This is a genomic window from Myxococcus guangdongensis (genome assembly GCF_024198255.1).
Classification (GTDB): Bacteria; Myxococcota; Myxococcia; order Myxococcales; family Myxococcaceae; genus Myxococcus; species Myxococcus guangdongensis.
This window is the reverse complement of record NZ_JAJVKW010000003.1, coordinates 327119-351102: the sequence shown is the minus strand read 5'-3', so window position 1 is coordinate 351102 and position 23984 is coordinate 327119. Positions and strand designations below refer to the sequence as shown.

The 23984-nt window shown below is 69.1% G+C and carries 24 protein-coding genes; 13 read left to right on the top strand and 11 right to left on the bottom strand.

Annotated features, from left to right (window positions below; all coding sequences use genetic code 11):
- Positions 1 to 77: 77 nt before the first annotated feature.
- Positions 78 to 1691 carry a phospholipase D-like domain-containing protein gene (locus LXT21_RS10880; protein WP_254038045.1) on the bottom strand — a complete coding sequence of 538 codons (1614 nt, stop codon included), beginning with the start codon at positions 1689 to 1691 and terminating at the stop codon, positions 78 to 80.
- A gap of 71 nt (positions 1692 to 1762) precedes the next feature.
- Positions 1763 to 1999, bottom strand: coding sequence for a hypothetical protein (locus LXT21_RS10875; RefSeq protein WP_046716565.1), 237 nt, complete (start codon positions 1997 to 1999; stop codon positions 1763 to 1765).
- Between the two features lie 402 nt (positions 2000 to 2401).
- Between LXT21_RS10875 and LXT21_RS10870 the strand changes: the two genes are divergently transcribed.
- The gene (locus LXT21_RS10870) at positions 2402 to 2974 is read left to right on the top strand and encodes a hypothetical protein (RefSeq protein WP_254038044.1); all 573 of its coding nucleotides are present in this window, start codon (positions 2402 to 2404) and stop codon (positions 2972 to 2974) included.
- Between the two features lie 115 nt (positions 2975 to 3089).
- Complete coding sequence (locus LXT21_RS10865; protein ID WP_254038043.1) at positions 3090 to 3875, top strand: hypothetical protein; 786 nt, start codon at positions 3090 to 3092, stop codon at positions 3873 to 3875.
- A 46-nt stretch (positions 3876 to 3921) separates the two neighbouring features.
- Here LXT21_RS10865 and LXT21_RS10860 read toward each other — a convergent pair whose 3' ends face one another.
- From LXT21_RS10860 to LXT21_RS10830, 7 genes are all read right to left on the bottom strand, one after another.
- Positions 3922 to 4380 (bottom strand): hypothetical protein, encoded by a 459-nt coding sequence (locus tag LXT21_RS10860; protein ID WP_407666978.1) that lies wholly within the window; start codon positions 4378 to 4380, stop codon positions 3922 to 3924.
- Positions 4377 to 5018, bottom strand: coding sequence for an anti-sigma factor family protein (locus LXT21_RS10855; protein WP_254038041.1), 642 nt, complete (start codon positions 5016 to 5018; stop codon positions 4377 to 4379). The genes LXT21_RS10860 and LXT21_RS10855 overlap by 4 nt, the downstream gene beginning before the upstream one ends.
- A gap of 79 nt (positions 5019 to 5097) precedes the next feature.
- Positions 5098 to 5712 (bottom strand): RNA polymerase sigma factor, encoded by a 615-nt coding sequence (locus tag LXT21_RS10850; protein WP_254038040.1) that lies wholly within the window; start codon positions 5710 to 5712, stop codon positions 5098 to 5100.
- 78 nt (positions 5713 to 5790) lie between these two features.
- On the bottom strand, positions 5791 to 6708 hold the full coding sequence (locus LXT21_RS10845) for an Immediate early protein ICP0 (RefSeq protein ID WP_254038039.1): 918 nt from the start codon (positions 6706 to 6708) through the stop codon (positions 5791 to 5793).
- A gap of 299 nt (positions 6709 to 7007) precedes the next feature.
- Positions 7008 to 7490 (bottom strand): hypothetical protein, encoded by a 483-nt coding sequence (locus LXT21_RS10840; RefSeq protein ID WP_254038038.1) that lies wholly within the window; start codon positions 7488 to 7490, stop codon positions 7008 to 7010.
- Positions 7491 to 7496: 6 nt separating this feature from the next.
- The gene (hemF, locus tag LXT21_RS10835) at positions 7497 to 8411 is read right to left on the bottom strand and encodes an oxygen-dependent coproporphyrinogen oxidase (protein WP_254038037.1); all 915 of its coding nucleotides are present in this window, start codon (positions 8409 to 8411) and stop codon (positions 7497 to 7499) included.
- A 32-nt stretch (positions 8412 to 8443) separates the two neighbouring features.
- Positions 8444 to 9187 carry a hypothetical protein gene (locus tag LXT21_RS10830; RefSeq protein ID WP_254038036.1) on the bottom strand — a complete coding sequence of 248 codons (744 nt, stop codon included), beginning with the start codon at positions 9185 to 9187 and terminating at the stop codon, positions 8444 to 8446.
- Positions 9188 to 9358: 171 nt separating this feature from the next.
- On the opposite strand from LXT21_RS10830, the gene LXT21_RS10825 reads away from it, so the two are divergent.
- Entirely contained in the window at positions 9359 to 9946 is a 588-nt protein-coding gene (locus LXT21_RS10825) for a hypothetical protein (RefSeq protein ID WP_254038035.1), read from the top strand.
- A 22-nt stretch (positions 9947 to 9968) separates the two neighbouring features.
- Here LXT21_RS10825 and LXT21_RS10820 read toward each other — a convergent pair whose 3' ends face one another.
- Positions 9969 to 10259, bottom strand: coding sequence for a DUF3467 domain-containing protein (locus LXT21_RS10820; protein ID WP_046716576.1), 291 nt, complete (start codon positions 10257 to 10259; stop codon positions 9969 to 9971).
- A 69-nt stretch (positions 10260 to 10328) separates the two neighbouring features.
- Here LXT21_RS10820 and LXT21_RS10815 point away from each other — a divergent pair, with 69 nt between their 5' ends.
- From LXT21_RS10815 to LXT21_RS10780, 8 genes are all read left to right on the top strand, one after another.
- A complete protein-coding gene (locus LXT21_RS10815; protein WP_254038532.1) occupies positions 10329 to 11129 on the top strand; it encodes an alpha/beta hydrolase in 801 nt (266 codons plus the stop codon).
- Positions 11130 to 11183: 54 nt separating this feature from the next.
- Entirely contained in the window at positions 11184 to 11894 is a 711-nt protein-coding gene (locus LXT21_RS10810; protein WP_254038034.1) for an ABC transporter ATP-binding protein, read from the top strand.
- A 226-nt stretch (positions 11895 to 12120) separates the two neighbouring features.
- A complete protein-coding gene (locus LXT21_RS10805; RefSeq protein ID WP_254038033.1) occupies positions 12121 to 14658 on the top strand; it encodes an FtsX-like permease family protein in 2538 nt (845 codons plus the stop codon).
- A gap of 4 nt (positions 14659 to 14662) precedes the next feature.
- Positions 14663 to 15907, top strand: a complete 1245-nt coding sequence (locus LXT21_RS10800; protein ID WP_254038032.1) for a lipocalin-like domain-containing protein — start codon at positions 14663 to 14665, stop codon at positions 15905 to 15907.
- A 98-nt stretch (positions 15908 to 16005) separates the two neighbouring features.
- Positions 16006 to 17376: a SitA5 family polymorphic toxin gene (gene sitA5 / locus LXT21_RS10795; RefSeq protein ID WP_254038031.1), complete on the top strand. Its 1371-nt coding sequence runs from the start codon at positions 16006 to 16008 to the stop codon at positions 17374 to 17376.
- A gap of 11 nt (positions 17377 to 17387) precedes the next feature.
- Positions 17388 to 17933: a hypothetical protein gene (locus LXT21_RS10790; RefSeq protein WP_254038030.1), complete on the top strand. Its 546-nt coding sequence runs from the start codon at positions 17388 to 17390 to the stop codon at positions 17931 to 17933.
- 164 nt (positions 17934 to 18097) lie between these two features.
- On the top strand, positions 18098 to 18766 hold the full coding sequence (locus LXT21_RS10785) for a DUF3251 domain-containing protein (protein WP_254038029.1): 669 nt from the start codon (positions 18098 to 18100) through the stop codon (positions 18764 to 18766).
- Positions 18767 to 19073: 307 nt separating this feature from the next.
- Positions 19074 to 19904, top strand: a complete 831-nt coding sequence (locus LXT21_RS10780; RefSeq protein WP_254038028.1) for an AraC family transcriptional regulator — start codon at positions 19074 to 19076, stop codon at positions 19902 to 19904.
- On the opposite strand, the gene LXT21_RS10775 is transcribed toward LXT21_RS10780, so the two are convergent.
- Positions 19879 to 20949 carry an MBL fold metallo-hydrolase gene (locus LXT21_RS10775; protein WP_254038027.1) on the bottom strand — a complete coding sequence of 357 codons (1071 nt, stop codon included), beginning with the start codon at positions 20947 to 20949 and terminating at the stop codon, positions 19879 to 19881. The two genes, LXT21_RS10780 and LXT21_RS10775, sit on opposite strands and share 26 nt — an antisense overlap.
- A gap of 145 nt (positions 20950 to 21094) precedes the next feature.
- On the opposite strand from LXT21_RS10775, the gene glpK reads away from it, so the two are divergent.
- Together glpK and LXT21_RS10765 are read left to right on the top strand one after the other, a co-directional pair.
- Positions 21095 to 22585, top strand: a complete 1491-nt coding sequence (gene glpK / locus LXT21_RS10770; RefSeq protein ID WP_254038026.1) for a glycerol kinase GlpK — start codon at positions 21095 to 21097, stop codon at positions 22583 to 22585.
- A complete protein-coding gene (locus LXT21_RS10765) occupies positions 22582 to 23958 on the top strand; it encodes a hypothetical protein (protein ID WP_254038025.1) in 1377 nt (458 codons plus the stop codon). Before glpK ends, LXT21_RS10765 begins: the two co-directional genes overlap by 4 nt.
- Positions 23959 to 23984 lie beyond the last annotated feature (26 nt).

The window sequence follows — 23984 nt, the reverse complement described above, 5'->3', positions numbered from 1 at the left end:
CGCCTTCTCGTGTGGGTGACACTGCCGAGCCTCGGCACACCCACCCGACGGGTGACACCCCGGGAGTGACGGGCGCGTCACCCGCCGCCGTATTGGCCCCCCTCGGAGTCCGCGTCCGCGGGGAGGATGGCGCGGTGGGGCCGCTCCTCGGCGGCGCCCACCAGCCAGCGCGACAGCAGGCGGATGCCGGAGGCGAACAGCCCGTCCTCGCCGCCGCGCAGCGCCTCGAACAGGGACTCGTCCAGCACGGAGTCCTCCGGGTCGATGACCAGGTCCTCGGGCTCCAGCGACTTGAGCAGCGGGCTCTGGTCGAACACCGTCTCCATCGGATGCGGACGCAGCCGGTGCAGCCCCGCGCTCGCCACCGCGTCCAGCCAGTCCACCAGCCCCGCGTCCGCGCGCATCAGCGGCGCCAGCGTCTCCGCGCCGGACAGCCCCGCGTGCTCGGCCATCAACGACACGCGCACCCGGCGGATGGCGCGCGACACCTCGTCCCCGTCCGACTCCGCCTCCCAGCTCAGGTTCAGCTCCGAGTCCAACCCCAGGCTGCGGTTGGTGGTGTTGGCCGAGCCCAGCGTGAGGAAGCGGTCGTCCACCACCATCACCTTCGAGTGGATGTACGTGTAGACGTCCTCGCCCGTCTGTTCGTCTCGGCCCGCCGAGCAGTACACGCGGAAGGTGTTGCCCGTCTCGCGCGCCACCCGCTCCAGCGCGCGCAGGAGCCGCACCTGGGCGATGCCCATGGCCAGCTGCTCGCGCAGCGCCTCGGGCTGCTTGGGCAATACCAGCACCACCTGGATGGGCGGACGGCCGGGCTCGCGGAAGCGGCGCACCAGCGCCTGGAAGATGGCGCGGGAGGAGAAGTACTGGTTCTCGATGTAGATGAACCGGTCCGCCGCCTCGATGGCGTCCAGGAACAGCGCGCGCACCTCCTGCACGGCCTCCTGGGGCGGCAGCAACGTCTTGCCGAACGTGCGGCTGATGGCCACCGGCCCCGGCGGCGCCGGCACGCTCGAGCTGAACGTCACGTCGTCGCGCGCCACGCTCGGCAGGTGCAGCTCGCCGCCGCCCGAGTGCGCCCAGCGCGCCTCGAACAGCTCCGTCAGCCGGCCCACCACGGGCCCGGTGAAGACCGCCTGCACGTCGTGGTAGGGCCCATGCGGGTCCCTGCCGCTGTCACAGCGCAGCGACGAGCTCAGCCGGTGGTCGCGGTCGTCCCAACGACAATCACAGACATCCATGCCGCCGCTGAAGGCCTGCACGCCGTCGATGACCACCAGCTTCTGGTGGTGCGCGCCATACAAGGGACTGGACGGGTCGAAGCGGAAGCGCACGCGCTCGTTCGTCGTCCAGTTGAACAGCAGGTGCTGCATCCACTCGCGCTCCATCGCGAGCAGCAGGCTGAAGTCCCACGCGAGGATGTACACGTGCAGCTCCGGGTTGGCCCGGCACAGCGCGTCCAGCATGGGCAGCAGGCGGACCTCGCCGCCGCGCGCCTCCTCCAGGTCCTCGCCTCTCAGGAGCGACACGTCGCTGTCGAACTGCCAGCCCGTCATCGCGATGTAGCGCCGGGCCTTCTTCGCGGCCCGGTACAGCTCACGGTAGTAGGCGCGTCCATCCACGAGGACGCCCGCGTCGCTCGTCTCCTCCACCGTCCAGCAGTTGCGTCCGGGAATGATGATGCGCTTCACACACCCAACCCCCTCGCCGCCCTCCACCGACGCCACGTGCGCGTGGCGCCCTCGCCGCCAAGGCCTCGGACTCAGCCCACGAAGACGATGTGCTTGCCGGTGGCCAGCACCATGTCCTGCGAGGACATCACCTGCTTCACCTTCTTCACCTCGCCGCCCACCGTGTCGAACGCCGCGGCGATGAGGTCTCCCAGCGTCACCTGCACCTTGCGAGCGCTCTTGCCCGCCCCCGACACCGCACGGGCCGTCGTCGCCTTGACCTGCCGAGCCTTCCGGATGACCGCTCCACGCCGCTGAGTCTTCGCCATGGTTCTTCTCCAAGGTAAGGGTTACCGCGTACCGCCCCGCCACCGCCGCCGCCCGACTGCCCCCTGCCCTTGAGCAACCCACGTGCCGACCCGCCTCCCCCTGTCCTCTCGCGGGTTTGCACCATTCGCCCCCTCCTGGAGGGCTGGAAGGACTGCCATTTTTTCAGTCCGTGCGGCGATCTCCGCACTGAATGTCCCCAGCCCCGCATGGGCCCACACATCCCCACTTCCCAGGTCCCACGTGAGTGTCTGGAATCAGACACGAGACACTGAGACATGGGTCAGGCCCGCCCCAATCAAAAACATCCACCGCAACGGAAAAGTTTGAACATATCAGTCAATTTGAAAATACCTGCGAAAACCGGTTCAATGCGTGGCACCGAATCGCGAGGTCATCCACGTATGGAATTGAAGACCCCTTCCGTCCATCCCACCCCTCCGGCCTTCGCGTCGTACCAGGGCATCGAGGTCATCGGTCAGTCCATCCTCGCCATCGTCAACGGGATGGAGCTGGCGCAGGCGCGGGCGCTGCGCATCCTCGCGGAGAACGGCATCACCCCGCTGGAGGCGAAGACCTGGTACCCGATGTCCGCCCTGCTGAAGTCCTTCAGCCTGGTGTTCGAGAAGATTGGCCCCAGCACGGTGCGAACGATTGGCCGGAAGATTCCAGACAGCGCGCACTTCCCGCCGGACATCGACACCCTGGAGAAGGGGCTGCGCGCGGTGAACATGGCCTACGGCATGAACCACCGCGGCAAGGGCAACATCGGCGGCTACCACTACGAGCCCGTGGACAAGCGCAACGCGAGGATGCGCTGCGACAATCCCTATCCGTGCGACCTGGACTACGGCCTCCTGGAGGCCATCACCGACAGATTCCGCCCCAAGGATTCGCTTTGGGTGCGTATTGAACATGACCCCAAGAGTTGCCGTCGCCGGGGAGATGGGGCCTGTACGTACAACATCAGTTGGTAGCGCACCCGCTGGCCTCCAAGCCCACACATCTCCCCTGAGTGGGCCTGGGCGCTTTGACAAGACACTCCGCCAGGGCCGAGCGGAGTCCAAGCATCCGCATCTGGGAGGGACATCCATGAAGGCCGTGCTCCAACACATCGCGGTGTGCGAGGAGCGGTTCGCCTCACACCCCTTCTTCTCGGACCTGAGACAGGACCGCCCGATTGAGCAGGTGATGGCGTTCGCGCCGCGCCTGACCTTCTGGGTGATGACGTTCCAGGACGTGCTGCGCCTCAACGCGCACTTCATCCAGGACGCGCACCTCAAGATGCTCGCCACGCGCCACCACGCGGAGGAGGGCGGTCATGACCAGTGGTTCGAGGACGACATCGCCCAGCTCACCGGGGGCTCGCTGAGCATCGGCGCGCTCTACGGCAAGGCGCACGCGAAGACGCGCGACGCCGCCTACGCCATCATCAGCGAGGTGTACCGGCCGGTGGACGACCGGCTGCGCATCGTCCTGTTGTGGGCGCTGGAGTCCACCAGCCACGTGTTCTTCAGCCGCACCGCCATCGTCAGCGCGGCGCAGGGCGCGGACGACCGGCTCAAGTACTTCTCCGACCACCACATGCAGGCCGAGGCGCAGCACGCCATGTTCGAGCAGGAGCTGGCGGCGGAGCTGGAGGCCATGGAGCTGGGGCCCGAGGTGCGCCGCGACGCCCTGGCCATGGTGGAGCGCGTCTACCGCGCGTTCGACACCATGTTCGACGGGCTGCGCATCCACCTGGAGCACGAGCGCGCCGACCAGGCCGAGCCCCGTCAGGCGACGGTGGCCCCGGTGCCCCCGCGCGTCGAGGAGCCCTTCGAGGTGGACGAGGCGGACTTCAGCGACGTGGCGCTCGCGGTGGACCGGGCGGCCTGAAGTCCGACGAAGACCCGGCCGGCCCGGCCTGACACGCCGGCCCGGGTTACTTCGAGGGCGGGGAGAGCACCAGGATGAGCTCTCCGCCCACGTGCTTGCCGGCCTTCTGGTAGACGGCACCCTGACGGCCCAGCTCCACGTCCAGCGTGGGCTGGCGGGGGATGGCCACGCGCACGGTGGCGGTGCCGTCCTTCATGCCCACCAGCTGCAGCGACGCGTTGCTGCCGTTGGGCAGCTTCACCTCGGTGGACTGCTTCGCGGTGACGTCCAGCTTGTCGTTGGACAGCCGCTTGAAGGAGGTGAAGTTGAAGTTCTGCTTCTGGAACTGCTCCTTCATCTTCGCCAGCTCCGGAGGGTCCACCTCCGAGCCCTTCTTGGAGGCGAGCACCACCTCCACCTGGATGCTGACCTTCTGCTCCTCCTGGGCCTGGCTCACCAGCGGCATGAGCACGCCCAGGCCCAGCACGGCCAGCAACACGCGGCCGGACGACATGTGTCTCATCACAGGGGACCTCCCGAGGGCCGCTCCACTTCCGACTTCGGCTTGCCGAGGGGTTTTACTCCCTTGCCGTTGCGAAGGCCGCCCCCAATGTCCTCACCCTGCTCCTCATCGTCCTGGGACGGGCCGTCCTGCGTCTCCTCGTCGACCAGCCAGATGATGGTGCCACCATTGTCCGTCTCCATCACCACGGGCGCCACGCGCGCGTCCTGGTAGGGCTGGATGGACTTCACCGTCATGCGCTCGGCGCCGTAGCCCACCGGGGCCCTGTCGCTCAGGAGCAGCGGCAGGCCCACCGCCACCAGCACCGCCGCGGTGGCCAGCGAGGAGACCATGGCCGTGCGCTGGTAGAGGAACATCTCCGACAGGGCCAGCTTGAGCCGCTCGAACAGGGGCGGCTTCTCCGGCGTCACCCGCGCCATGACCTTCTGGGCGAAGTCCTTGAAGTCGACGTCGTCCACCGCCATGTCCAGGCCGACCCGGAGCAGGCCCGACTCGGCGCGCAGGTCCGCCGCGCGCCCCGTGCAGTCTCGGCAGGCGGTGAGATGCCGCTCCACGTTCACCCGCTCCGCGGGCGTCAGCTCTCCGTCGACATACGGAGAGAGCATGGGGACGAAACGCTCACATGCGGGATTTCCGGCCATAACCTTCACCCTGCTCGGTGGTGGAAGCTGCGAATGCTGTGGCTGTGACGCCGGGTCCCCTCAGATATTCGAGGGCCCTTCATTCGTTCCCCACGCCGCTCTTCGATTCGTCCAACTCCAGGTATTCACTCAGGATTTTCTGGACCTTGGCCCGGGCATGGAACAGGCGGCTCATCACCGTGCCCTTCGGGATATCGAGCGTGCGGGCCAGGTCCTCGTAGGACATGCCTTCGATCTCCCGGAGCAGCAGGATGGCGCGGTGCTTCTCCGGCACCGTGCTCAGGGCTTCCTGAATCTTCTCCGCCAGCTCACGCCGCAGGGCGCTCTTCTGGGGGTTGGTGCCCAGGCGGCTGCCCAGGGCGCCGATGCGCGCCTCGGACAGGTCCATGGCCTGGTTCTCGTCGAACTCCACCGCCTCGCCTCCACCGCCGCGCTTCCTCAGCACGTCGATGCAGATGTTCACGGTGATGCGGTAGAGCCAGGTGTAGAAGGACGAGTCTCCCTTGAAGTGGTCCAGGTACTTGTAGACCTTGACGAACGCCTCCTGGGAGACGTCCATCGCTTCCTCCTTGTCCTTGAGCATACCGAGCGCGACTGCGTACACCTTGCGCTGGTAACGCTCGACGAGGAGCTTGAAGGCGCGTTGGTCGCCGCTCCGGACGCGCTTGACGAGTGTGAGGTCGTCGGTTGCCAATGGGTGCGGCAACGTACCACAAGCCGGCGGGTGCCGAGACTTTTCGCACGCGGCCCGTGCGAGTCCTGCCCGCCCGCCCTAGAGGCTGACGAGCGCCAACACGACGAGTGCGATTCCGACCAGGGCCAGCACCGCCCCGAAGGCCACCCGGTCCCACTGCCCCTGCGCCACCGAGCCGTCCTCGGGGTCCGAGCGGAAGCGGTGCAGGACGTTCCACAGCATCATCGCGCCCAGCTTCTTGTTGGACGTGCGGCGCGGGCGGGCCTCGTCGTCCGCCTCGCTCCCGTCCCGGTCCTGGGACTCCGCCGGCCGCATGGCCACGGGCGCGGGCGCCCCCCGCAGCGAATCCGGGCCCCGGGCCTGGGCCGCGAGCCCCGGGTCGACGGCGCTCTCGGCGCGCACCGCGGCCTCCGAGTGGCGGACCTCCGGCGGCGGCTCCAGCCGGACGCTGGCCACGCGCTCGCGGGCTTCGTCGGGCGTGCGGGCCTCCAGCACCCACAGCCCCTGCGTCACGCCGTCCTTCCCCGTGTGCGCGTCGCGCAGCTCCGCGAAGCCGTGGCCCTCGAGCGACTCGCGGAAGGCCTCCTTCCCGTCCTGGTGGGGAGGCTGGGCCGCGGCCGTCTCGGCGTATGCGGCGAAGAAGGCCCACAGCCGGGTGGCGCGCTCGGAGCCGGACATGCCCGAGGGCTGCAGGTGCGCCATCAACAGCGCCGCGTCCGAGCCGAAGCGCACGCCCAACTCGTCCTGCCCCACCAGCTTCTCCAGCCCGGGAGGCACCAACTCCGCCACCCTGCGCGGCGGGGCGCGCTCCTGGCCGCCCAGCGTCGGGTGGCCCGTGGCAGGCGCCTGGCTCTTGAAGCCATCCCTGTTGCCAACAGGGAAGCGGCCGACCTCCGGGGACTTCAGGCCCACGCGGGGGATGGCGCCCGCTGGCGACTTGAGGATGTGCTGGGCCAGCCGGGCGAAGGCCGAGGGGATGCGCGAGGAAGAGGCCATGGGTGGTTCCTCATCGGCCGTCGAGTGGGGCGGCGGTGGCTCGAGACTCCCGGAGCCTAACGCGGGTCGCTCCGGGGAACCGTTTCGGGAGATGAACGAAGTGTCCGCCACGGACGCGCGCGGTGGGCCGTCCGCCAGGAAGACGGGCAGGCCCGCGGGCGGCGTCCCAGAACCCGGGCGCCCGCCCCGAGGCCCGTCACCCCTGCCCGAGCGGGGACCCTCGCGAGGCGCCCGGATGTCTCCGACGTGGCCCATCTCCCGGATTCTCGCGCCAGGCGCGGGGCCGGTTGCGCCTGGGGTTACTCGCCCTCGCGCTCGACTTCGATGGGCGTCGTCATGCCGTTGGCGTCCAGGCGCACGCGGTAGACGGAGTTGAGTCCGTCCGCGTCGAAGTCGCCGCGCGCCAGGCACGACACCTCGGGCTCGCCCACGGGGCTCTCCTGCAGCACCACCTCGTACTGGAAGCGCACGCCGTCCTGCGGCTCGAAGCCCAGCCGGTGGAACGCTTCATCCGCCGGGAAGGGCACCGCGCGGCCGCCCCGGGGCACCTCCCGGGGCGTGGGCCCGGCGAGCTGGTAGTTGCCGTGCTCGTCGCGGTAGGCCTGCACCGCGTCACACAAGGCCAGCACGTTGAGGCGCGCCTCGCGGTCCGTCAGCGGCTCGGGGGGATGCGGCGAGAGCCGGTACGCGAACACGAAGGCGGCCCCGGTCGCGAGCACGAGCCCGACGATGGCGAAGGGCCACTTGCGGCCCATGCCGCTCGGTGCGGGGGTCGTCGGCATGGCGCCTCAGCCCTCCTTCGTCCACGCGGCCCAGTCCCGCGGGCCGCGCAGCGCGTCCACCAGCCGGGCCTCCCAGGTGCCGGGCTCCGGTTGGAAGTCGTAGCGCCAGCGCGTCTGGGGCGGCAGCGACATGAGGATGGACTCGGTGCGCCCGCGCGTCTCCAGGCCGAAGACGGTGCCCCTGTCGTAGACGAGGTTGAACTCCACGTACCGGCCGCGCCGCACCTCCTGCCAGACGCGCTGCTCGGGGGTGTAGGGCGTGTCCTTGCGCTTGTGCGCGATGGGCAGGTACGCGTCCACGAAGGCCCGGCCGCAGTCGCGCACGAAGTCGAACTCGCGCTCCAGCTCGCCCCCCATGTTCTCGAAGAAGACGCCGCCCACGCCGCGCGTCTCGTCGCGGTGGCGCAGGAAGAAGTACTGGTCGCACGCCGCCTTGAAGCGCGGGTAGTAGGCGGGGTCGTGCTTGTCGCACGCGGCCTTGTGCACGCGGTGGAAGTGCGCCGCGTCCTCTTCGTAGAGGTAGTACGGCGTCAGGTCCGCGCCGCCGCCGAACCACGCCTTGCCGCCCTGGTGGATGAAGCGGTAGTTGGCGTGCACGGTGGGCACGTGCGGATTGCGCGGGTGGAGCACCAGGGAGATACCACCCGCCCAGAAGGTGCGCCCCTCGCCCTGGAGCTTCTTGGCGAACTGGTCCTCCAGCTCACCGAAGACGACCGACGTGTTGACGCCCGCCTTCTCCAGCACGGCGCCGTCCTCCAGCACGCGGGTGCGTCCGCCGCCGCCGCCGGGCCGCTGCCACGGGTCCTCGCGGAAGCGGGCCGAGCCATCCAGCGTCTCCAGCGCCTGACAGATTTCATCCTGCAGGGACTGGGTGAAGGCGGTCATCCGCTCCTTGAGGCTCTCCACGTCCACCTTCGTCATGCTCGGCTCCCGGCGATGCGCTCTGACGCGGACTAGTCGGCCGGCGCCTCGAAGTCCACAGGAGGAACAGGGGGCGCGTTGTGGCCGGCGGCATCGAACGCCTCGATGCGGGCGCGGTAGCTGCGGCCGTCCTCCATGGCGAACGTCCCGCTGCACGCCTCGTGGCCGATGAAGGCCGCGTTGTTCGTCACCGGCACCACGTACTGCTGCACGCTGGGGCCCGGGCGCCGGGGCTCCAGCTTGACCACCAGGTAGGCGGGGCTCTCCTCGCGCAGGGACAGGTTGAGGCGCACGAAGCGGGCGGTGCCCTGGGCGGTGCGGCGCAGGAAGCCCTCGGAGACGGCGGGGCGCTTGAGCCAGCGAGGCGGCTGGGTGTCGGCGCCCTTGCCGGTGTGCCACTCGGGCAGCACCGCGCCGCCGCGGCCGTTGAGCAGCGCCACGTTGGGCAGCGCCTCGTCGATGCGCAGCGTGTAGCGCTTGTCCGGCTCCAGCTTGCCCACCACCTTGAGGATGATGGTGGCCCGGCCCAGGCTGCTCTCCCAGCCGCGCTGCGCCTTCACCTCCGCCTCGTGGCCATCCGCCACCAGCCGCAGCTTCTTGCCCACCAGCGCCACCACGGGCTCACGGGCCGTGCCCACGCCCTCCAGGAGGAAGCGGCTGTTGATGGGGACGATGGCGCCCGGCGTGGGGAAGACCTGCACGCCGTCCCCCAGGCACTGGGCGGAGGCGTCACGGACGAGGAGCAGCACGAACAACGGCACGAGGAATCGGAGCACGGTGCGGCCGAGTCTGCGCCCCCGCGGGGTGGATGCCAAATCCGTTCCCGGGCCCAGGCGATATGGGGACGACGCCTGGCGCGTTCCCACTCGTGAATCCCACGCCATCGCCCCGGGCGCAGGGACGTGCTTCACGTCACTCCACGTACGGGGCCACTTCCGGACATCCTCATGCGCTCACGCCTCTCGACGTGGGTGACGGCCTGGCTCCTGCTGGGGGCCAGTGGCTGCGCCGTCACCCGGGACCCTCGGCGGCAGCTGCTGGAGACCACCAGCGCGAACGCCATCTACAAGCTGCCTCCGGACGCGTTGCTGGACGCGACACGCCAGCTGTTGGCGGAGCAGCACTACGAGCTGTTGCCGAGCGTGGACCCGCTCTACGTCCACACCACCTGGCGCATCGAGGGAAACCTGGACAGCGGGGCCAGCTGGTCGAAGGTGTTCGTCCAGGTCCACCCCACGTCGGACGGGCGCGCGGTGGTGCGCGCCTACCGCATGACCTACACGACCAACGGCCGGGCCATGGCGCACCCGAGCTTCGGCGCGGGGGACCGCGACTCCAAGCTGGCCCAGGCGCCCACGGGCTCGTACGTCCTGGGCGAGCCGCTGTCGCCGACGAGACCCATCGTGCGCAGGGCGCCGGACTTCGAGTGGGAGGTGCTCGAGCGGGTGGAGCCGCGCTTCGCCGCGTTCCTGCAGACGCGGGCCCAGCACTACCTGGCGCTGGGCAAGGACCCCAGCGAGCCCACGGAGGAGTGAGCGCGCCGGGGCGCCACGTGCGTCAGTGCATGCCCCCGTCGTCCTCGCGCAGGACGATGGGGCCGTACTTCGCCTCGTAGCGGTTGAGGTTGTCCTGCATGGCCAGCATCAGTCGCTTCATGTGCTTGGGGCTGGTGATGATGCGCGAGCGCACCTTGGCCCGCAGCTGCTGCGGCTGGACGTAGATGAAGTCCAGGGTGAATTCCGTGTCCGTGTGGTTCACGAGGGCCATGTTGGCGTACTGACCATTGGCGACGTCCTCGTCGATTTGAATCTGCAACTGCATGTCCGGGGGCTTCGGAGTGTCCGCCATGAGGCATGTGGCATAGCGCCTGGGCCCTCGCGTGACCAGCGTGTCTTCATGATGGACACCTCGCTCCCCATGGATGCGGCGAAGACGGGGCCCTTCGACCTGGGGCAAGGCCCGGAGGCGTGTCTCTTGCTGCACGGCTTCACCGGCAGTCCCTGGGATGTGAGGCCCCTGGGCGAGGCGCTGGCGGCCCGCGGCATGCGGGTGGTGGCCCCCCTCCTGCCGGGGCATGGCACGACGCCCCAGGCGCTCTTGAGCGTCACCTGGCGGGACTGGCGGGAGGCGGCGCTGGAGGCGCTGGACGATTTGCGGGGGCACTCCAGCGTCTCCGTGGCGGGGCTGTCCATGGGGGCGTTGTTGGCGCTGGGGCTGGCGGCGGAGCGGCCGGAGGCGGTGCGGGCGTTGGCGCTCGCGGCGCCGGCGATTCGCTTCCGGGGGCCGCGGATGATGCTCATCCGACAGTTGTCGCGCACGCCGCTGCTGGAGTGGGCGCGGCCGTGGGTGGAGAAGACGGGCACGGACATCTCGGACCCGGCGGCGCTGGCCGAGGCGCCCGTGCTGTCGGCGTTCCCGGTGGCGCGGCTGAGGGACTTGGTGACGCTGCAGGACGAGGCGGCGCGGCGGGTGGACCAGGTGCGCTGTCCGGTGTTGGTGGCGGTGTCCGAGCAGGACCACGTGGTGGACCCGGAGGGGGGACGGTGGCTGGCGCGGCGGCTCACCGCGTCGCCGTGTGTGCGCGTGGTGTCGCTGCGGCGCGGCTTCCATGTGATTCCGCGGGACACGGACGGGCGGCTGTTCGCGAGGGAGGTGGCGGACTTCCTGGGGCAGTGGCGTGACTTCGGGGAATGGGAGCCACAACCCGCGGGCGCATGACGCGGGCGTGGGGCGCGGCGAAAAGCCGGGCGCCCGTGTATCAAGGGCCCACCCATGTCCGACACTCCGCCGGTCGTCGAGCTGAGAGACGTCACCAAGTCCTATGTCGAAGGCGACACCGCGCGCGAGGTGCTCTCCGGGGTGAGCCTGTCGCTCTGGCGCGGTGAGTTCGTGGTGCTGCTGGGCCGCAGTGGCTCGGGCAAGTCCACGCTGCTCAACCTCATCAGCGGCATCGACCTGCCCACGCGCGGCGAGGTGCACGTCGACGGCAGGAACCTGGGCGCGCTGAGCGAGCGCGAGCGGACGTTGCTGCGCCGTGAGCGCGTGGGGTTCATCTTCCAGGCCTTCAACCTGCTGCCCACGTTGACGGTGGAGGAGAACGTGCGGCTGCCGGTGGAGCTCAACGGGAGCGACGCGGCGAAGGCGGGGGCGCGGGCGCGCGAGCTGTTGGAGCAGGTGGGGCTGGGGAATCGCGCGGGCAGCTTTCCGGACCGGCTGTCTGGAGGCGAGCAGCAGCGCGTGGCGGTGGCTCGGGCGCTGGCACATGCGCCGCCGTTGCTGTTGGCGGATGAGCCCACGGGGAACCTGGACGAGGCCACGGGCCGGCAGGTGCTGGATTTGCTGGAGGGGCTCACGCGGCGGGGACAGGCGTGCGCGCTCGTCGTCACACACGAGCCGGGACTGGTGGCTCGCGCGGACCGGGTGCTGGAGATGGTGGGCGGGAGATTGGCGGAGCGCGAGGCGCCGCGAAGGGAGCGCCCGTGAACCGGTGCGGTTCGGAACAGCGCGTCGCACACAGGGGCGCCACGGCGTGGGCGGGGCGACTGGGCATCGAGGTGGATGGAGCGAGAGGCACCGCGAAGGGAGCGCCCGTGAATCGGCGCATCCAAAGACGGTGCGTCGCACGCACGGGCGCCCGAGAGTGGGCAAGCGGTCCGGGCATCGAGGATGGAAGCCGCGGCGAGCGTGAAGCCCGGACTGGGAGGCGCCCGTGAGGAACCTGCTCGTGCGCTCCAGCCTGCGTCACCTGGGACGGCATCCGTGGCTGACGGCGCTGTCGCTCCTGGGCATCGCGCTGGGCGTGGCGGTGGTGGTGTCCATCGACCTGGCGAGCGGCAGCGCGCTCCGCGCCTTCGAACGTTCCACGGACGCGGTGGCCGGGCGTGCCACGCATCAGCTCGTGGGCGGAACGTCGGGTCTTTCGGAGGACGTGTATCGGGACCTGCGGCTGCGGCCCGACGCGCCCGTGGCGGCGCCTGTCGTCGAGGGCTACGTGCAGGCCGCCGTAGGTGACAAGCGCACGCTCACGGTGCTGGGCGTGGACCCGTTCATGGAGTCTCCCTTCCGCGCGTATGCGGGAGGCGAAGCCGTCGGTGACGTGAGCGCGCTGCTCACCGAGCCCGGCGCCGTGCTCCTGAGCGAGCGCGCCGCGCGGGCATTGGGTGTCCGGGCCGGAGAGCGGCTGCCGGTGCGCGTGGAGGGACGTGAGGTCTCGCTGCGTATCGCCGCGCTGCTCGCCCCCGCCGACGAGGACACCGCGCGAGCATTGGAGGCACTGGTGCTGACGGACGTGTCCACGGCGCAGGAGGTGCTGGGGCGCATGGGCCGGCTGACGCGCGTGGACCTGCGGCTGACGGAGGAACAGGCGCAGGCGCTGCGCGCGACGCTGCCCGAGGGCGTGGAGGTAGTCCGCTCATCAGCGCGGGCGAACACCGTGGAACAGATGACGCGGGCGTTCCGCACCAACCTCACCGCGCTGTCGCTGCTGGCGCTCGTGGTGGGGATGTTCCTCATCTACAACACGATGACGTTCTCCGTGGTGCAGCGACGTGGGCTCCTGGGACGGCTGCGCGCGGTGGGAATCACGCGGAACGAGCTGTTCGCGTTGGTGCTCGGTGAGGCGCTGGTGCTCGGCATCGTGGGCACCGTGGCGGGGCTGTTGCTCGGCATCCTGTTGGGCCGTGGGTTGGTGGGGCTCATCACCCAGACCATCAATGACCTCTACTTCGTGGTGAGCGTGCGCGGGCTGGCGCTGGAGCCCTTCACGCTGGCCAAGGGGATGGCGTTGGGGCTCGGCGCGACGGTGCTCGCGGCGCTGGTGCCGGCGTGGGAGGCCGCGCGCTCGGCTCCGGCGACGACGCTGCGGCGCTCGACGCTGGAGGATGTGTCGAGGACTCGTGCGCCTCGGCTCGCGTTGCTTGGAATCGCGGTGCTGGCGGTGGGCGTGGGGCTCTTGAGCTGGTCCACGCCGGCGCTGTTCCCCGCGTATGTGGGCCTGTTCGCCGTGCTGCTTGGCGCGGCGCTGTTGGTGCCGTGGGTGACGGAGCGGCTGTCGTTGTACGCGGCGCTACCGCTGGGACTTTCATTCGGACTGCTCGGGCGCATGGCCGCGCGCGGCGTGAGGACCAGCTTGAGCCGCACGGCGGTGGCGCTGGCGGCGCTGATGGTGGCGGTGGCGACGACGGTGGGCGTGGGGCTGATGGTGTCCAGCTTCCGGGGCACGGTGCTGTCGTGGCTGGAGACATCGCTCCAGGCGGATGTGTTCATCTCGCCGCCGTCGCTGGTGGCAAGGCGGGGTGGCGCCACGATGGTGCCGGGGCTCGCCGAGAAGCTGCGCGCGACACCGGGCATCGCGGGCAGCAGCACGTTGCGCGTGGCGCTGGTGCGTGCGGATGAGATTCCCACGGACCTGATCGCCGTCGACTTCAGCCAATCCCCGGCGCGGCCCTATCGATTCAAGGAGGGTGGCGACGAGGCCGCGGTGTGGCGCGAGCTGGATGCGTCGACGGACTCGCTCGTCGTGTCCGAGCCCTTCGCGTTCCATCGGCGCGTGAAGGTGGGCGACACGGTGCGGCTCTCCACGGACCGTGGGCCGCATGACTTCAAGGTGGCCGGCGTGTACTTCGACTACGGCTCCGACGTGGGGACGATGTTGATGCCTCGCGCCACGTATGACCGCTGGTTCGACGACCGGGGCGTCAGCGGCGTCGCGCTGTACGCGGCGCCAGGGCAGGACGTGGACGCGCTGGTGAACGTGGTGCGAGCGCGCGCGGGGGATGAGCAGGCGCTGTTGGTGCGGCCCAATCGCTCGCTGCGACAGGCGTCGATGGAGGTGTTCGACCGGACGTTCACGATTACGCAGGTGCTGCGACTGTTGGCCATCGGCGTTGCGTTCGTGGGTGTGCTCAGTGCGTTGATGTCGCTGCAACTGGAGCGCTCGCGCGAGTTCGCGGTGCTGCGCGCGATGGGGCTGACGCCGGGACAACTGTGGGGACTGGTGTCGCTCCAGACGGGGCTGTTGGGGTTGCTGGCGGGGTTGTTCTCCATGCCGCTGGGCGTGGGGCTGGCGTACATCCTGGTGCACGTCATCAACCAGCGTTCCTTTGGTTGGACGCTGCGGCTCGCGGTGACGTCGGAGACGTTGGGTCAGGCGATGTTGTTGGCGCTGGTGGCCTCGGCGCTGGCGGGGCTGTACCCGGCGTGGAGGATGGCGAGAGCCAATCCCGCGCTCGCGTTGAGGGAGGAGTGACGCCATGAGCAACGGCCGAGGGCTCGTCATCGGGACAGCGGTGGTTCTGGTGGCGCTGGCGGTGGCGGCGTACTTCGTGACGCGCGAGACGGAGCTGCCGCCCCTGGCGCGGGGCGGGACGTTGACGGTGGCGTCGGCGCTCGGCGGGAGCGACGGTGGGATGGAGGGTTATGCGCGGGCCTTCGAGCCGCGTGAGTTCCACTTCCCCGAGGACCACGGTCCACATCCGGAGTTCCGCACGGAGTGGTGGTACTGGACGGGGAATCTGGAGACAGCGGACGGACGGGCGTTCGGGTATCAGTTCACGCTGTTCCGCAATGCGTTGTCGCCGACGGAGTCGCAGCGTGACTCCGCGTGGGGAGCGCGGCAGGTGTACCTGGGGCACTTCACGGTGACGGACGTGGCGGCGGGGCGGTTCCACGTCGCGGAGCGCTACAGCCGGGCCGCGCTGGGATTGGCGGGTTCGAGCGCGCGGCCGTTCAAGGTGTGGTTGGAGAGCTGGGAGGCCACGAGCGCGGGCGAGTCGATGTGGCCGGTGCGGCTGCGCGCGCAGGGTGAGGACGTGACGTTGGAGTTGTTGTTGGAGCCGGGCAAGCCGCCGGTGCTCGAGGGTGAGCGGGGGTTGAGCCAGAAGAGCGCGGAGCCGGGGAACGCGTCGTACTACTACTCGATGACGCGGATGCCCTCGCGGGGCACGGTGAAGGTGGAGGGGCAGACGTACGCGGTGACGGGGGAGAGCTGGATGGACCGCGAGTGGAGCACCAGCGCGCTGGGTCCGGACCAGGTGGGCTGGGATTGGTTCTCGCTGCAGCTCTCCGACGGCAGCGAGCTGATGTACTACCAGTTGAGGAAGAAAGACGGCTCGGTGGACCCGTTCAGCTCGGGGACGTGGGTGCCTCCGGTGGGTGCGGCGGACAGCGCGTCGGTGCATCTGACCCGGGACGATGTGGCGCTGTCGGTGCTGGGCACGTGGAAGAGCCCGCGCGGTGGGGAGTATCCGTCGCGGTGGAGACTGCGGGTGGCGAAGCTCGGTCTGGAGCTGACGGTGACGCCGAAGCTCGCGGACCAGGAGTTGCCGGTGAGCGTGCGCTACTGGGAGGGCACGGTGGATTTGGATGGCACCCGGGCGGGCCTGGCCGTGCGGGGACGCGGCTACGTGGAGCTGACGGGCTATGCGGACACACACGCCACCACGCAGCGACCGGAGACCCGGGCCCGTGGGACGCCAGAGACTCGCGGCGGCAACTGAGGTTGTGCATTACGACAGACACGCGCGGACCTGTCGGACCTGCGTGCTAGGCCCAGTCGAGTGCTCCTGCAGACGAGCACTCGGACCTGGAGGCCTGAATGTCGCCAAGGTGGGGAGCGCTGCTGCTCGTGGGGCACCTTGTCATCGGGTGCGCAACGCCAAGGGTGGTACGGCTGGATACAGGAGAAGGCGAACCCATTGTCTACGCTCCACCGAGGAGCGTCACTCCCATCGCCATCGATGAACAGTCTTTCGAGAAGGCTCTACTCGGGTTGATTCTGGAGATGCGCTTCTCCGTTGCCTCGGATGAAGTGAAACGCCCTCGCATCCGATGGGCCTCTTGGGAGAACGGTGCGTCGGGTTCTGAGCGAACCCACCGCGACTATCAGAGCTGGTGCTCCCAACAGGGCAGTCCCGACGAGTGCCTGACGCTTCTCGGCGGAGGTTTGAACCTCTTGGACAAACAAGCCCGTCGGGACCTGGCACTCAGCTTTGCCTGGGACGGTGTCTGGGAGGGAGTCCAGCACTCCGTGAAGGAGGTCGTACATCCACTGGCCCTCAAGGCGATGCTGACTTCCGCACTCGCGGCCTACATGCTGTTGGTCGTCATGCCCGAACCTGTCACGAAGCTCGTGGCGCTCGCACTGACCACCTACTTCGTCGCGTACCTGGGTCTGGAATCGTTCTTCGACCTCGTGGATGGATGGCGACGATTGTCCATGGAGTCGGAGCAGGCGATGTCATTCGAGGAACTCGAGGACTCGGGACACCGCTTCGGCAAGGTCATGGGAAGCAACGGGGCTCGCGTCATCATCATGGCGCTGACGATGGCCTTGGGCGGTGGCGCGGCGAACATGGCGTCGAAAGGGCCCATGTTGCCTGGCTTCGCGCGTGCAACCCTCGCGGCGGAGACGAACGCGGGTATCCAGCTTTCCGCCACATTCGCTGGGGGTGTTCGGTCCATCTCCCTTGCCGAGGGAGTCATGACGGTCGGGCTGGCGCCTCACGCCGTCGCCATGGTGGCGCGCGGCCCGGAGAGTCGGGGCGGGCCCCGAGCAAGCGAGTCCACTTCGACCGACCTCCTGCAGAATCAGAAACCCCAGCTCCTCGCCGCCGAGTTGGAGCTTGCGCAGCGACTTGGCGTCCACCCCACGAGCGTCACGAGCCTCGAGTTCCTCCGCTATGTGAACGAGGGACGAATCAAGTGGGTGGTCACGCAGGAAGGAACACTGCGAATCGTCCCACACACCTGGCGAAGAACTGAGATCTCACATGCCGTCGCCAGTGAGGGCCGACCTGTCCTGGCCGCAGGGGAGGCAGACATCGCGGTGCACGGCTCTACTCGCATGGGCATCGAGATTACGCCCCACAGCGGGCACTTTCTGTATGGTGCATCCTCGGCTCGGAGCGCCCGGGCCCTGGAGCTTGGAAAGCAGGCCTTCGCCGAGGCCGGAATCATCTTCCCTTGATGGTGAGAGCCATGAGTCACCCTCGCGACCTCTTCGACGCCGTTCTGGCCAAGCCGACTCAGGAGGTCGCGGCGTGGCTCGAAGGTGTGACGATTGGCGAGCCCGTCGACCAAGAGGCCTTCAACTGGGAGGTCTTCGCTTTCACGATGGCGACACGGGCCGGCGAGGAGCGGAGTCTCCCGTGGGCTCGGATTGCACTGCGGACATACGAAGCACTCGCCCACCGTGCCCGGGCACGCGCCGCGCACTCGTTCTGGCTCTCCGCCATGAACCTGCGCGCACGCCTCATCGAGGACCTGGGTTCGCGCCAAGGGGACACCATCCTGGACCCTGAAATCGTCAGGGAGTGGTTCCAGCGCGTGGCCACCTTGTCCCCACAAGACGCACAAACCCTGCTGGCCTCGCCAGACCTCCAGGCGCTCCCCCGAGAGAAGCTGCTCCTGCTTCGGGACATCAAGAACGCACTCAACATCCTGTCTCGAATCGCCGAGCCAGACCTCACACGACGGCACCCCGAACTGCAGGACTGGCTGATGCTGCGGGCTCGGCTTCCATGACACACGCGGCGGTACAGGCAGCCCAACCAGGCTGAGCTGACAAACACTCGCATCCAAAGCCTAAGGGCAACGTGTCAAGGTAGGGCATTTGTCCACTGCCCGGCCTGACTGTTGACCTGCCCGTTCAGGGTGCAGGAGGCTTGAGACCGATATCGCGTGCGCCCATGGACAACACCCATACTGGAAAATCTACCCCAATCTCCGACACCATCGGCTGCATCACCGTGCTGGCTGTGGTTCTGGGGATTGGCTACTTCGCCTTCCTGGGGGCCAAATCAGCCTGGGCATCGCATACCGCTAAAAAAGGCCCCACTCCAGAGGAGATACAGGCGAAGAAAGATTTGGATCTGCTGCGAAGCCGCATCGATATGCTTGAGGCAGCCCACACGCAAATGCAGGCCGAGATGCGTTTCGCAGCGAGTGCCGCCGAGAGTGCGAAAACCGCATCCTTCACTCCTGGCTCTGCTGGATATCAACTTGTCCAGTCGAAGACTGGCACATTCCTCGTCAGGCTCGACAAGGTCGCTCCGTACGCAAACGGGCAGCGCTTGACATTCCAAGTCGCCAACACACAAAGCATAACATATAAAAACCCCACTATCACCGTGACATGGTCGACCGCTGCTCCAGAAGTCACGGAGTCCGAAGACTACGCGAAGGCGTACGAAACATGGACCGCATCTCGGCGAACGAAGACCGAGACTGTCTTCATAGAACTTCAGCCCGGATGGTGGTCGACATTCAACATCGTGGTTTCTCCCGCTACTGCGTCTGAAGTGGCCAACATCGATTTGGCGTTGACTGCGACCATCGTGTCGATTCCCATTCGCTAGTTTAGAGATTTAGGTTGAGCAACGCCTCAGCCAACACCCGCATGAGTCTGTCGCGCCTCCATGCCAGCACGTGGACCCTGGTCGGCCTCTCTGGCTACTCACCCTCGCCCTCCTCTAATAAGCCCACGAGTCCGCCGATGAGCCTGCCCGCGCTCTCTCAGAGCTTCATCGCCCTGCTCGCCATCAGCCACGGCGGCTACCTGGTCAGCAAGACCACCGACCACTCCAACTCGAAGCCCGCCTGATACACCGTCCACCGTATGCTCGGGCCCGCTCGTGACGCCGCGCGCCCGAGCACGGAGGAGCCGTGCCCAGACCCCTGGTCGACGTGGACTCGGCGCCCGCGTCCGCCTTCTGCCTCACCGACGCCCTGTCTCCCTCCACCTCTCCGTGGCACACCCACCGTCGCCACCAGCTCCTCTACGCCGCCAGCGGCGCCCTCCACCTCGAGGTCGCCGAGGCCCAGTGGCTCCTGCCTCCCCAACGCGCCGCCTGGCTCGCCGCCGGCACCCGTCACCGCGTCCGCACCACCCAGCCCGCCACCCTCTGCACCGTCTACCTGAAGCCCTCGCGCGTCCCCTCCGCGCCCCCGGGTGACTGCCGCGTCTTCGTCCTGCCACCCCTGGCGCGCGAGATGCTCCTCCACTCCACCCGATGGGGCCCCGAGCGCTCACCTCGCGACCCCATCGCCGAGAGCTTCTTCTCCACCCTCGCGCACCTGCTGTCCGAATGGAGCGCGGAGCCTCGCGACTGGCGGCTGCCTCGCGCCCGCACGCCCGAGCTCGAGCGCGCCATGGCCTACACCCTGGCCCACCTCGCAGGCCCCGTCACCCTCGCGGGCGCGGCGAAGGCCGCGGGCCTGTCCCAACGTACCCTCGCCCGCCGCTTCACGGACGAGGCTCGCACCTCCTGGCGCCGCTTCCTCCATGACGCCCGAATGCTGCGCGCCATGGAGCTGCTCGCGGAGGACGGCGCCCGTGTCACGCAGACGGCCTACGCCGTGGGCTTCGAGAGCCTCGCCGCCTTCACCCACGCCTTCACCGCCTTCACCCGCGAGCGCCCCCGCGACTTCCGTCAGCGCATCGCCAAGGGCACCACCCCGCTCCCCTCCCCTACCCGCCGCAAGCGACGCGGTTGACCAGACCATACACGCCGTAGCCCACCAGGTACGGCAGCTTCAGCTCCGGGAACGCCGCCACCGCGCGCTTCTCCAGCTGCCCGTAGTGCGTCGACGCCTGCTCACCGCACAGCTCCGGCTTGCGCGCCCCCAGCTCCGCCGCGTACCCCTCCACCAGCGTCACCATTCCATCCAGGTAGCGCCGCTGCGCTTCAATCACATCCATCACCGGCGCGCTGTCCCCCCGCCCACCATGCACCGTGGCGCGCGGCCACGCGGACAACTCCCCCAGCGCCGCCTTCCATGACGCCACGTCCGGCACCACCTTGCCCTCGCGCACCCCGCCCTCCAGCCACGCATGCGCGCCGTGGTGCACCAAATCCCCCACGATGAGCGCCTCGCTCCCCGGCACGTACGCCACCGTCTGCGTCACCGTCACACCCGAGTGCTTCAGCTCCGTCAGCTCCACCTTCGCGCCCCCTTCGAGCGGCAGCGAGTACGTCCCCGTGAAGGTGACGTCCACCGTGGCCTCGGCGGGATAGGTCTCCTCGGTGAAGGCCTTCGCCACGTTCACCCAATAGAACTTTTTGTACGCGTGCACCGCGGGAATCGCCTCCGCGGTGGCCTTGCTCGCCACCACCTTCGCCCCCACGCGCTGGAACACCGCCGCGCCGTTGAACTTGTCCGGGTTCGGATGCGTGATGACCACGTAGCGGATGGGATGCGCGGTGCGCGCGCGGATGTGCTCGAGCACCTGGGTCGCCTCCCCTTCCGTGAACTGCGCGTCGAACACCACCACCTCCGCGCCCGTGTCATAGAAGAACGAGTGCGTGTCGAACCCGCTCGCGTCACTCGTGTAGCGCTCGAGCCGCGCGTCCCCCAGGCCCGCCTTCGTCCCCGCGCAGCCCATCCCCAACAGCGCACTCAACATCCACACCACCGACCTCATCTCGAACCCACGCATCGTCATCCACCTCGTGCCGAAAGGCCGGACCCTCCCGAGGGCCCGGCGAACGATGCGGAAGATGCGCCAGCGGCCGTTGGCCTGCTTGCGCGCATCGGCCATCGATTTGCTCCCATCCGCCACGAGGCCGAAGACCCCCACGGGCCCCCGAGTCGTGCGGGCGCCAACACACCCCCACGCCAATGCCATCCACACCGACCGGGGACGTGGAGTAGGTTCCCCCCACATCCCCGGGAGGACCCACCTCATGCCGAAGACGAAGTACGTGCTGGCCCTGGACCAGGGCACCACTGGCACCCACGTCTCCATCCTCGACTCGAAGCTCAAGGTGGTGGGCAAGTCCTACAAGGAGTTCACCCAGCACTTCCCCAAGCCGTCCTGGGTGGAGCACGACCTGGATGAAATCTGGGCCACCAGCGAGTGGTGCATCGCCCGGGCGATCAAGAGCGCGGGGCTCACCGGCCGGGACATCTCCGCGGTGGGCATCACCAACCAGCGCGAGACGACGGGCCTGTGGACTCGCGACACCGGCAAGCCCCTGCACCGCGCCATCGTCTGGCAGGACCGGCGCACCGCGGACCTGTGCCGCCAAATCAAGGAGCGGGGCGTGGAGCCCCGCGTGCGCGAGACGACGGGCCTGGTGGTGGACCCGTACTTCTCCGGCACCAAGCTCACCTGGCTCTTCGAGCACGTGAAGGGCGCGCGCGCCAAGGCCGAGCGCGGCGACGTGTGCTTCGGCACCATCGACACGTGGCTCGTCTACAAGCTCACCGGCGGCACCACCCACGTCACCGACGTGTCCAACGCCAGCCGCACCCTGCTGATGGACCTGCGCACCCTGCAGTGGAGCGATGAGATGCGCTCCTTGCTCAACGTGCCCGGCGCGTGCCTGCCGCAGATTCGCGGCTCGGCCGAGGTCTACGGCACCACGCGCGGCATGCGCAGCCTGCCGGACGGCGTGCCCGTGGCGGGCATGGCCGGAGACCAACAGGCCGCCCTCTTCGGCCAGGCCTGCTTCGAGCCCGGCGAATCCAAGTGCACCTACGGCACCGGCGCGTTCCTCCTGATGAACACCGGCACGGAGCCGGTGCGCTCGTCGGCGGGTCTGCTCACCACCGTGGCGTGGCGCCTGAGCGGCACCGGCTCCACCACGTACGCGCTGGAGGGCTCCAGCTTCATCGCCGGCGCCGCGGTGCAGTGGATGCGCGACGGCCTCAAGGCCATCAAGCGCGCCCCGGACATCGAGGCGCTCGCCGCCAGCGTGAAGGACTCCGGCGACGTCGTCTTCGTCCCCGCGCTCGCCGGCCTGGGCGCGCCGCACTGGCGCCCCGAGGCGCGCGGCCTGTTCGCCGGCATGGACCGCTCCACCACCGTGGCCCACATGGCGCGCGCGGTGCTCGAGGGCATCGCCCTGCAGATTCACGACCTGGCCGAGGCCATGCGCCGCGACAGCGGACGCACCATCCCCGTCTTCAAGGCGGACGGCGGCGCCGCGGCCAACAACCTGCTCATGCAGTACCAGGCGGACCTGCTCGGCGTCCCCGTGGTGCGCCCGAAGAACCTGGAGACCACCAGCCTGGGCGCGGCCTTCCTCGGCGGCCTGGGCGCGGGCGTGTGGGACAGCCCGGAGGCCATCAAGCGCGCGTGGAAGGCGGACAAGACCTTCAAGCCGAAGATGAAGCCGCCCGAGCGCGAGCGCCACCTCGCCAAGTGGAAGCGCGCGGTGGAGCGCGCATGAAGTCGCGGGGGCTCCTCCTGCTCGCCCTGGCCTTCTTCACGGGGTGCCCGGGCGTCCTGCCCCCCGAGGAGTGTTTCCTCACCGGCGCGGCGGAGCCCCCCACGCTCATCATCGCGGAGGGGGAGGCGGCGAGCGTGCGCGTCCCCGCCATCAGCCCCCAGGTCTGCGACACGCCAAAGGACGCCCACACGCCCGAGTCCGTCACCGTGGAGGTCCACGGCCCCGACAACCTGCCCGTGCCCGCCACGGCGGAGCTGAAGACGGGCACCTGGTTCGCCACCGTGCGCTTCACCCCGCGGTCCACGGGCCGACATCACGTCATCGTCGCCTTCGCGCCCGTGGGCAGCCTGCGTCAGTTCGACGTCCACGTGGCCCGGGACGAGCGCTCGCGCGCCCCGGTGGCCAGCCTCACCGCGCGCGCCTCCTGTCTCTTCGTGGACCGCACGCACAGCGGCACCTGGCTGTGCGACAACATGGCCCTGCGCGAGCCGGGAGACCTGCCCCAGCTCGTGGGCCGTGACACGCAGCCCGCCACCGCCGTGGCAGCAGACGTGGTGTGGTCGATGACGGACACGGAGGTGCGCCGCTACGTCGACACGGGCACCGGCCCCCTCGTCCTCACGGGGACCGCGCCCCTCCCGCCCGGCTCGTACGATACGGACCGCACGCCCCACTCGCGGCTCGCCACCGAGGACGAGTACCTGGTGGCGGACGCGACGACGCTGCACCGCTTCATCTTCCGCGAGGGGGAAGGGGTGCTCGCCTTCTCCAACACCCGATGGACCTCCCTGGCTGAGGCGCATTTCACCTTCGGCACCGACAACACCCGCGCCATCCTGCTGCGTGGCGCAGACACCGTGTGGCTGGTGAGCTCCACGCAGGACCCCGCCACCTTCACCCCGCGCGCGAGGGCCTGCCCCTTCCAACTGGACGTCCGGGGCTTCTATCTCGCCAGCACCACGCGAGGCTGTGAGGTCCTCGACGGAGTGCCCGTGGGCCATGGCGAGGGCGTGGTGTGGACCCTCGACACCGTGCAGACCTCGACCGGCTTCATCCCCGTGCTGCACCGTTATGAAGTGAGCACCACGCACGGCCTCCAGGAGGCGGGCTCGCTCTCCTTGGATGGCAGCATCGTCAGCTTCGTGCAGGAGCTGCGGCCCGGGCCCTCCCATCCGTTGCTCGAGTCCTCGGGCGGAGTCGGCCCCATCGCCACGCCAAGGTGGAACGCCGAGCGAACCGCGCTCGTGCTCGTGTTGCTACCCGGCCCCGGACGCGCGAGCCACATTACGCGCATCTCGGACCATTTCACCTGGACGGTGAGCAACAGCGGCGTGCCGGGGGTGCGCGTCCATCCGTGGACGTCCTCCCCCTGACGGGGTGCTTTCCTCGGGCGGCCAAG

Bases quoted from the DNA above. Each gene is read 5' to 3' on its own strand.
- LXT21_RS10790 (WP_254038030.1), top strand. From the start codon at position 17,388: ATGAGTCACCCTCGCGACCTCTTCGACGCCGTTCTGGCCAAGCCGACT.
- LXT21_RS10840 (WP_254038038.1), bottom strand. From the start codon at position 7,490: ATGCCGACGACCCCCGCACCGAGCGGCATGGGCCGCAAGTGGCCCTTC.
- sitA5 (WP_254038031.1), top strand. From the start codon at position 16,006: ATGTCGCCAAGGTGGGGAGCGCTGCTGCTCGTGGGGCACCTTGTCATC.
- LXT21_RS10775 (WP_254038027.1), bottom strand. From the start codon at position 20,949: ATGGCCGATGCGCGCAAGCAGGCCAACGGCCGCTGGCGCATCTTCCGC.
- LXT21_RS10825 (WP_254038035.1), top strand. From the start codon at position 9,359: ATGCGCTCACGCCTCTCGACGTGGGTGACGGCCTGGCTCCTGCTGGGG.
- LXT21_RS10820 (WP_046716576.1), bottom strand. From the start codon at position 10,259: ATGGCGGACACTCCGAAGCCCCCGGACATGCAGTTGCAGATTCAAATC.
- LXT21_RS10810 (WP_254038034.1), top strand. From the start codon at position 11,184: ATGTCCGACACTCCGCCGGTCGTCGAGCTGAGAGACGTCACCAAGTCC.
- LXT21_RS10845 (WP_254038039.1), bottom strand. From the start codon at position 6,708: ATGGCCTCTTCCTCGCGCATCCCCTCGGCCTTCGCCCGGCTGGCCCAG.
- glpK (WP_254038026.1), top strand. From the start codon at position 21,095: ATGCCGAAGACGAAGTACGTGCTGGCCCTGGACCAGGGCACCACTGGC.
- LXT21_RS10870 (WP_254038044.1), top strand. From the start codon at position 2,402: ATGGAATTGAAGACCCCTTCCGTCCATCCCACCCCTCCGGCCTTCGCG.
- LXT21_RS10875 (WP_046716565.1), bottom strand. From the start codon at position 1,999: ATGGCGAAGACTCAGCGGCGTGGAGCGGTCATCCGGAAGGCTCGGCAG.
- LXT21_RS10785 (WP_254038029.1), top strand. From the start codon at position 18,098: ATGGACAACACCCATACTGGAAAATCTACCCCAATCTCCGACACCATC.
- LXT21_RS10800 (WP_254038032.1), top strand. From the start codon at position 14,663: ATGAGCAACGGCCGAGGGCTCGTCATCGGGACAGCGGTGGTTCTGGTG.
- LXT21_RS10865 (WP_254038043.1), top strand. From the start codon at position 3,090: ATGAAGGCCGTGCTCCAACACATCGCGGTGTGCGAGGAGCGGTTCGCC.
- hemF (WP_254038037.1), bottom strand. From the start codon at position 8,411: ATGACGAAGGTGGACGTGGAGAGCCTCAAGGAGCGGATGACCGCCTTC.
- LXT21_RS10815 (WP_254038532.1), top strand. From the start codon at position 10,329: ATGGATGCGGCGAAGACGGGGCCCTTCGACCTGGGGCAAGGCCCGGAG.
- LXT21_RS10855 (WP_254038041.1), bottom strand. From the start codon at position 5,018: ATGGCCGGAAATCCCGCATGTGAGCGTTTCGTCCCCATGCTCTCTCCG.
- LXT21_RS10765 (WP_254038025.1), top strand. From the start codon at position 22,582: ATGAAGTCGCGGGGGCTCCTCCTGCTCGCCCTGGCCTTCTTCACGGGG.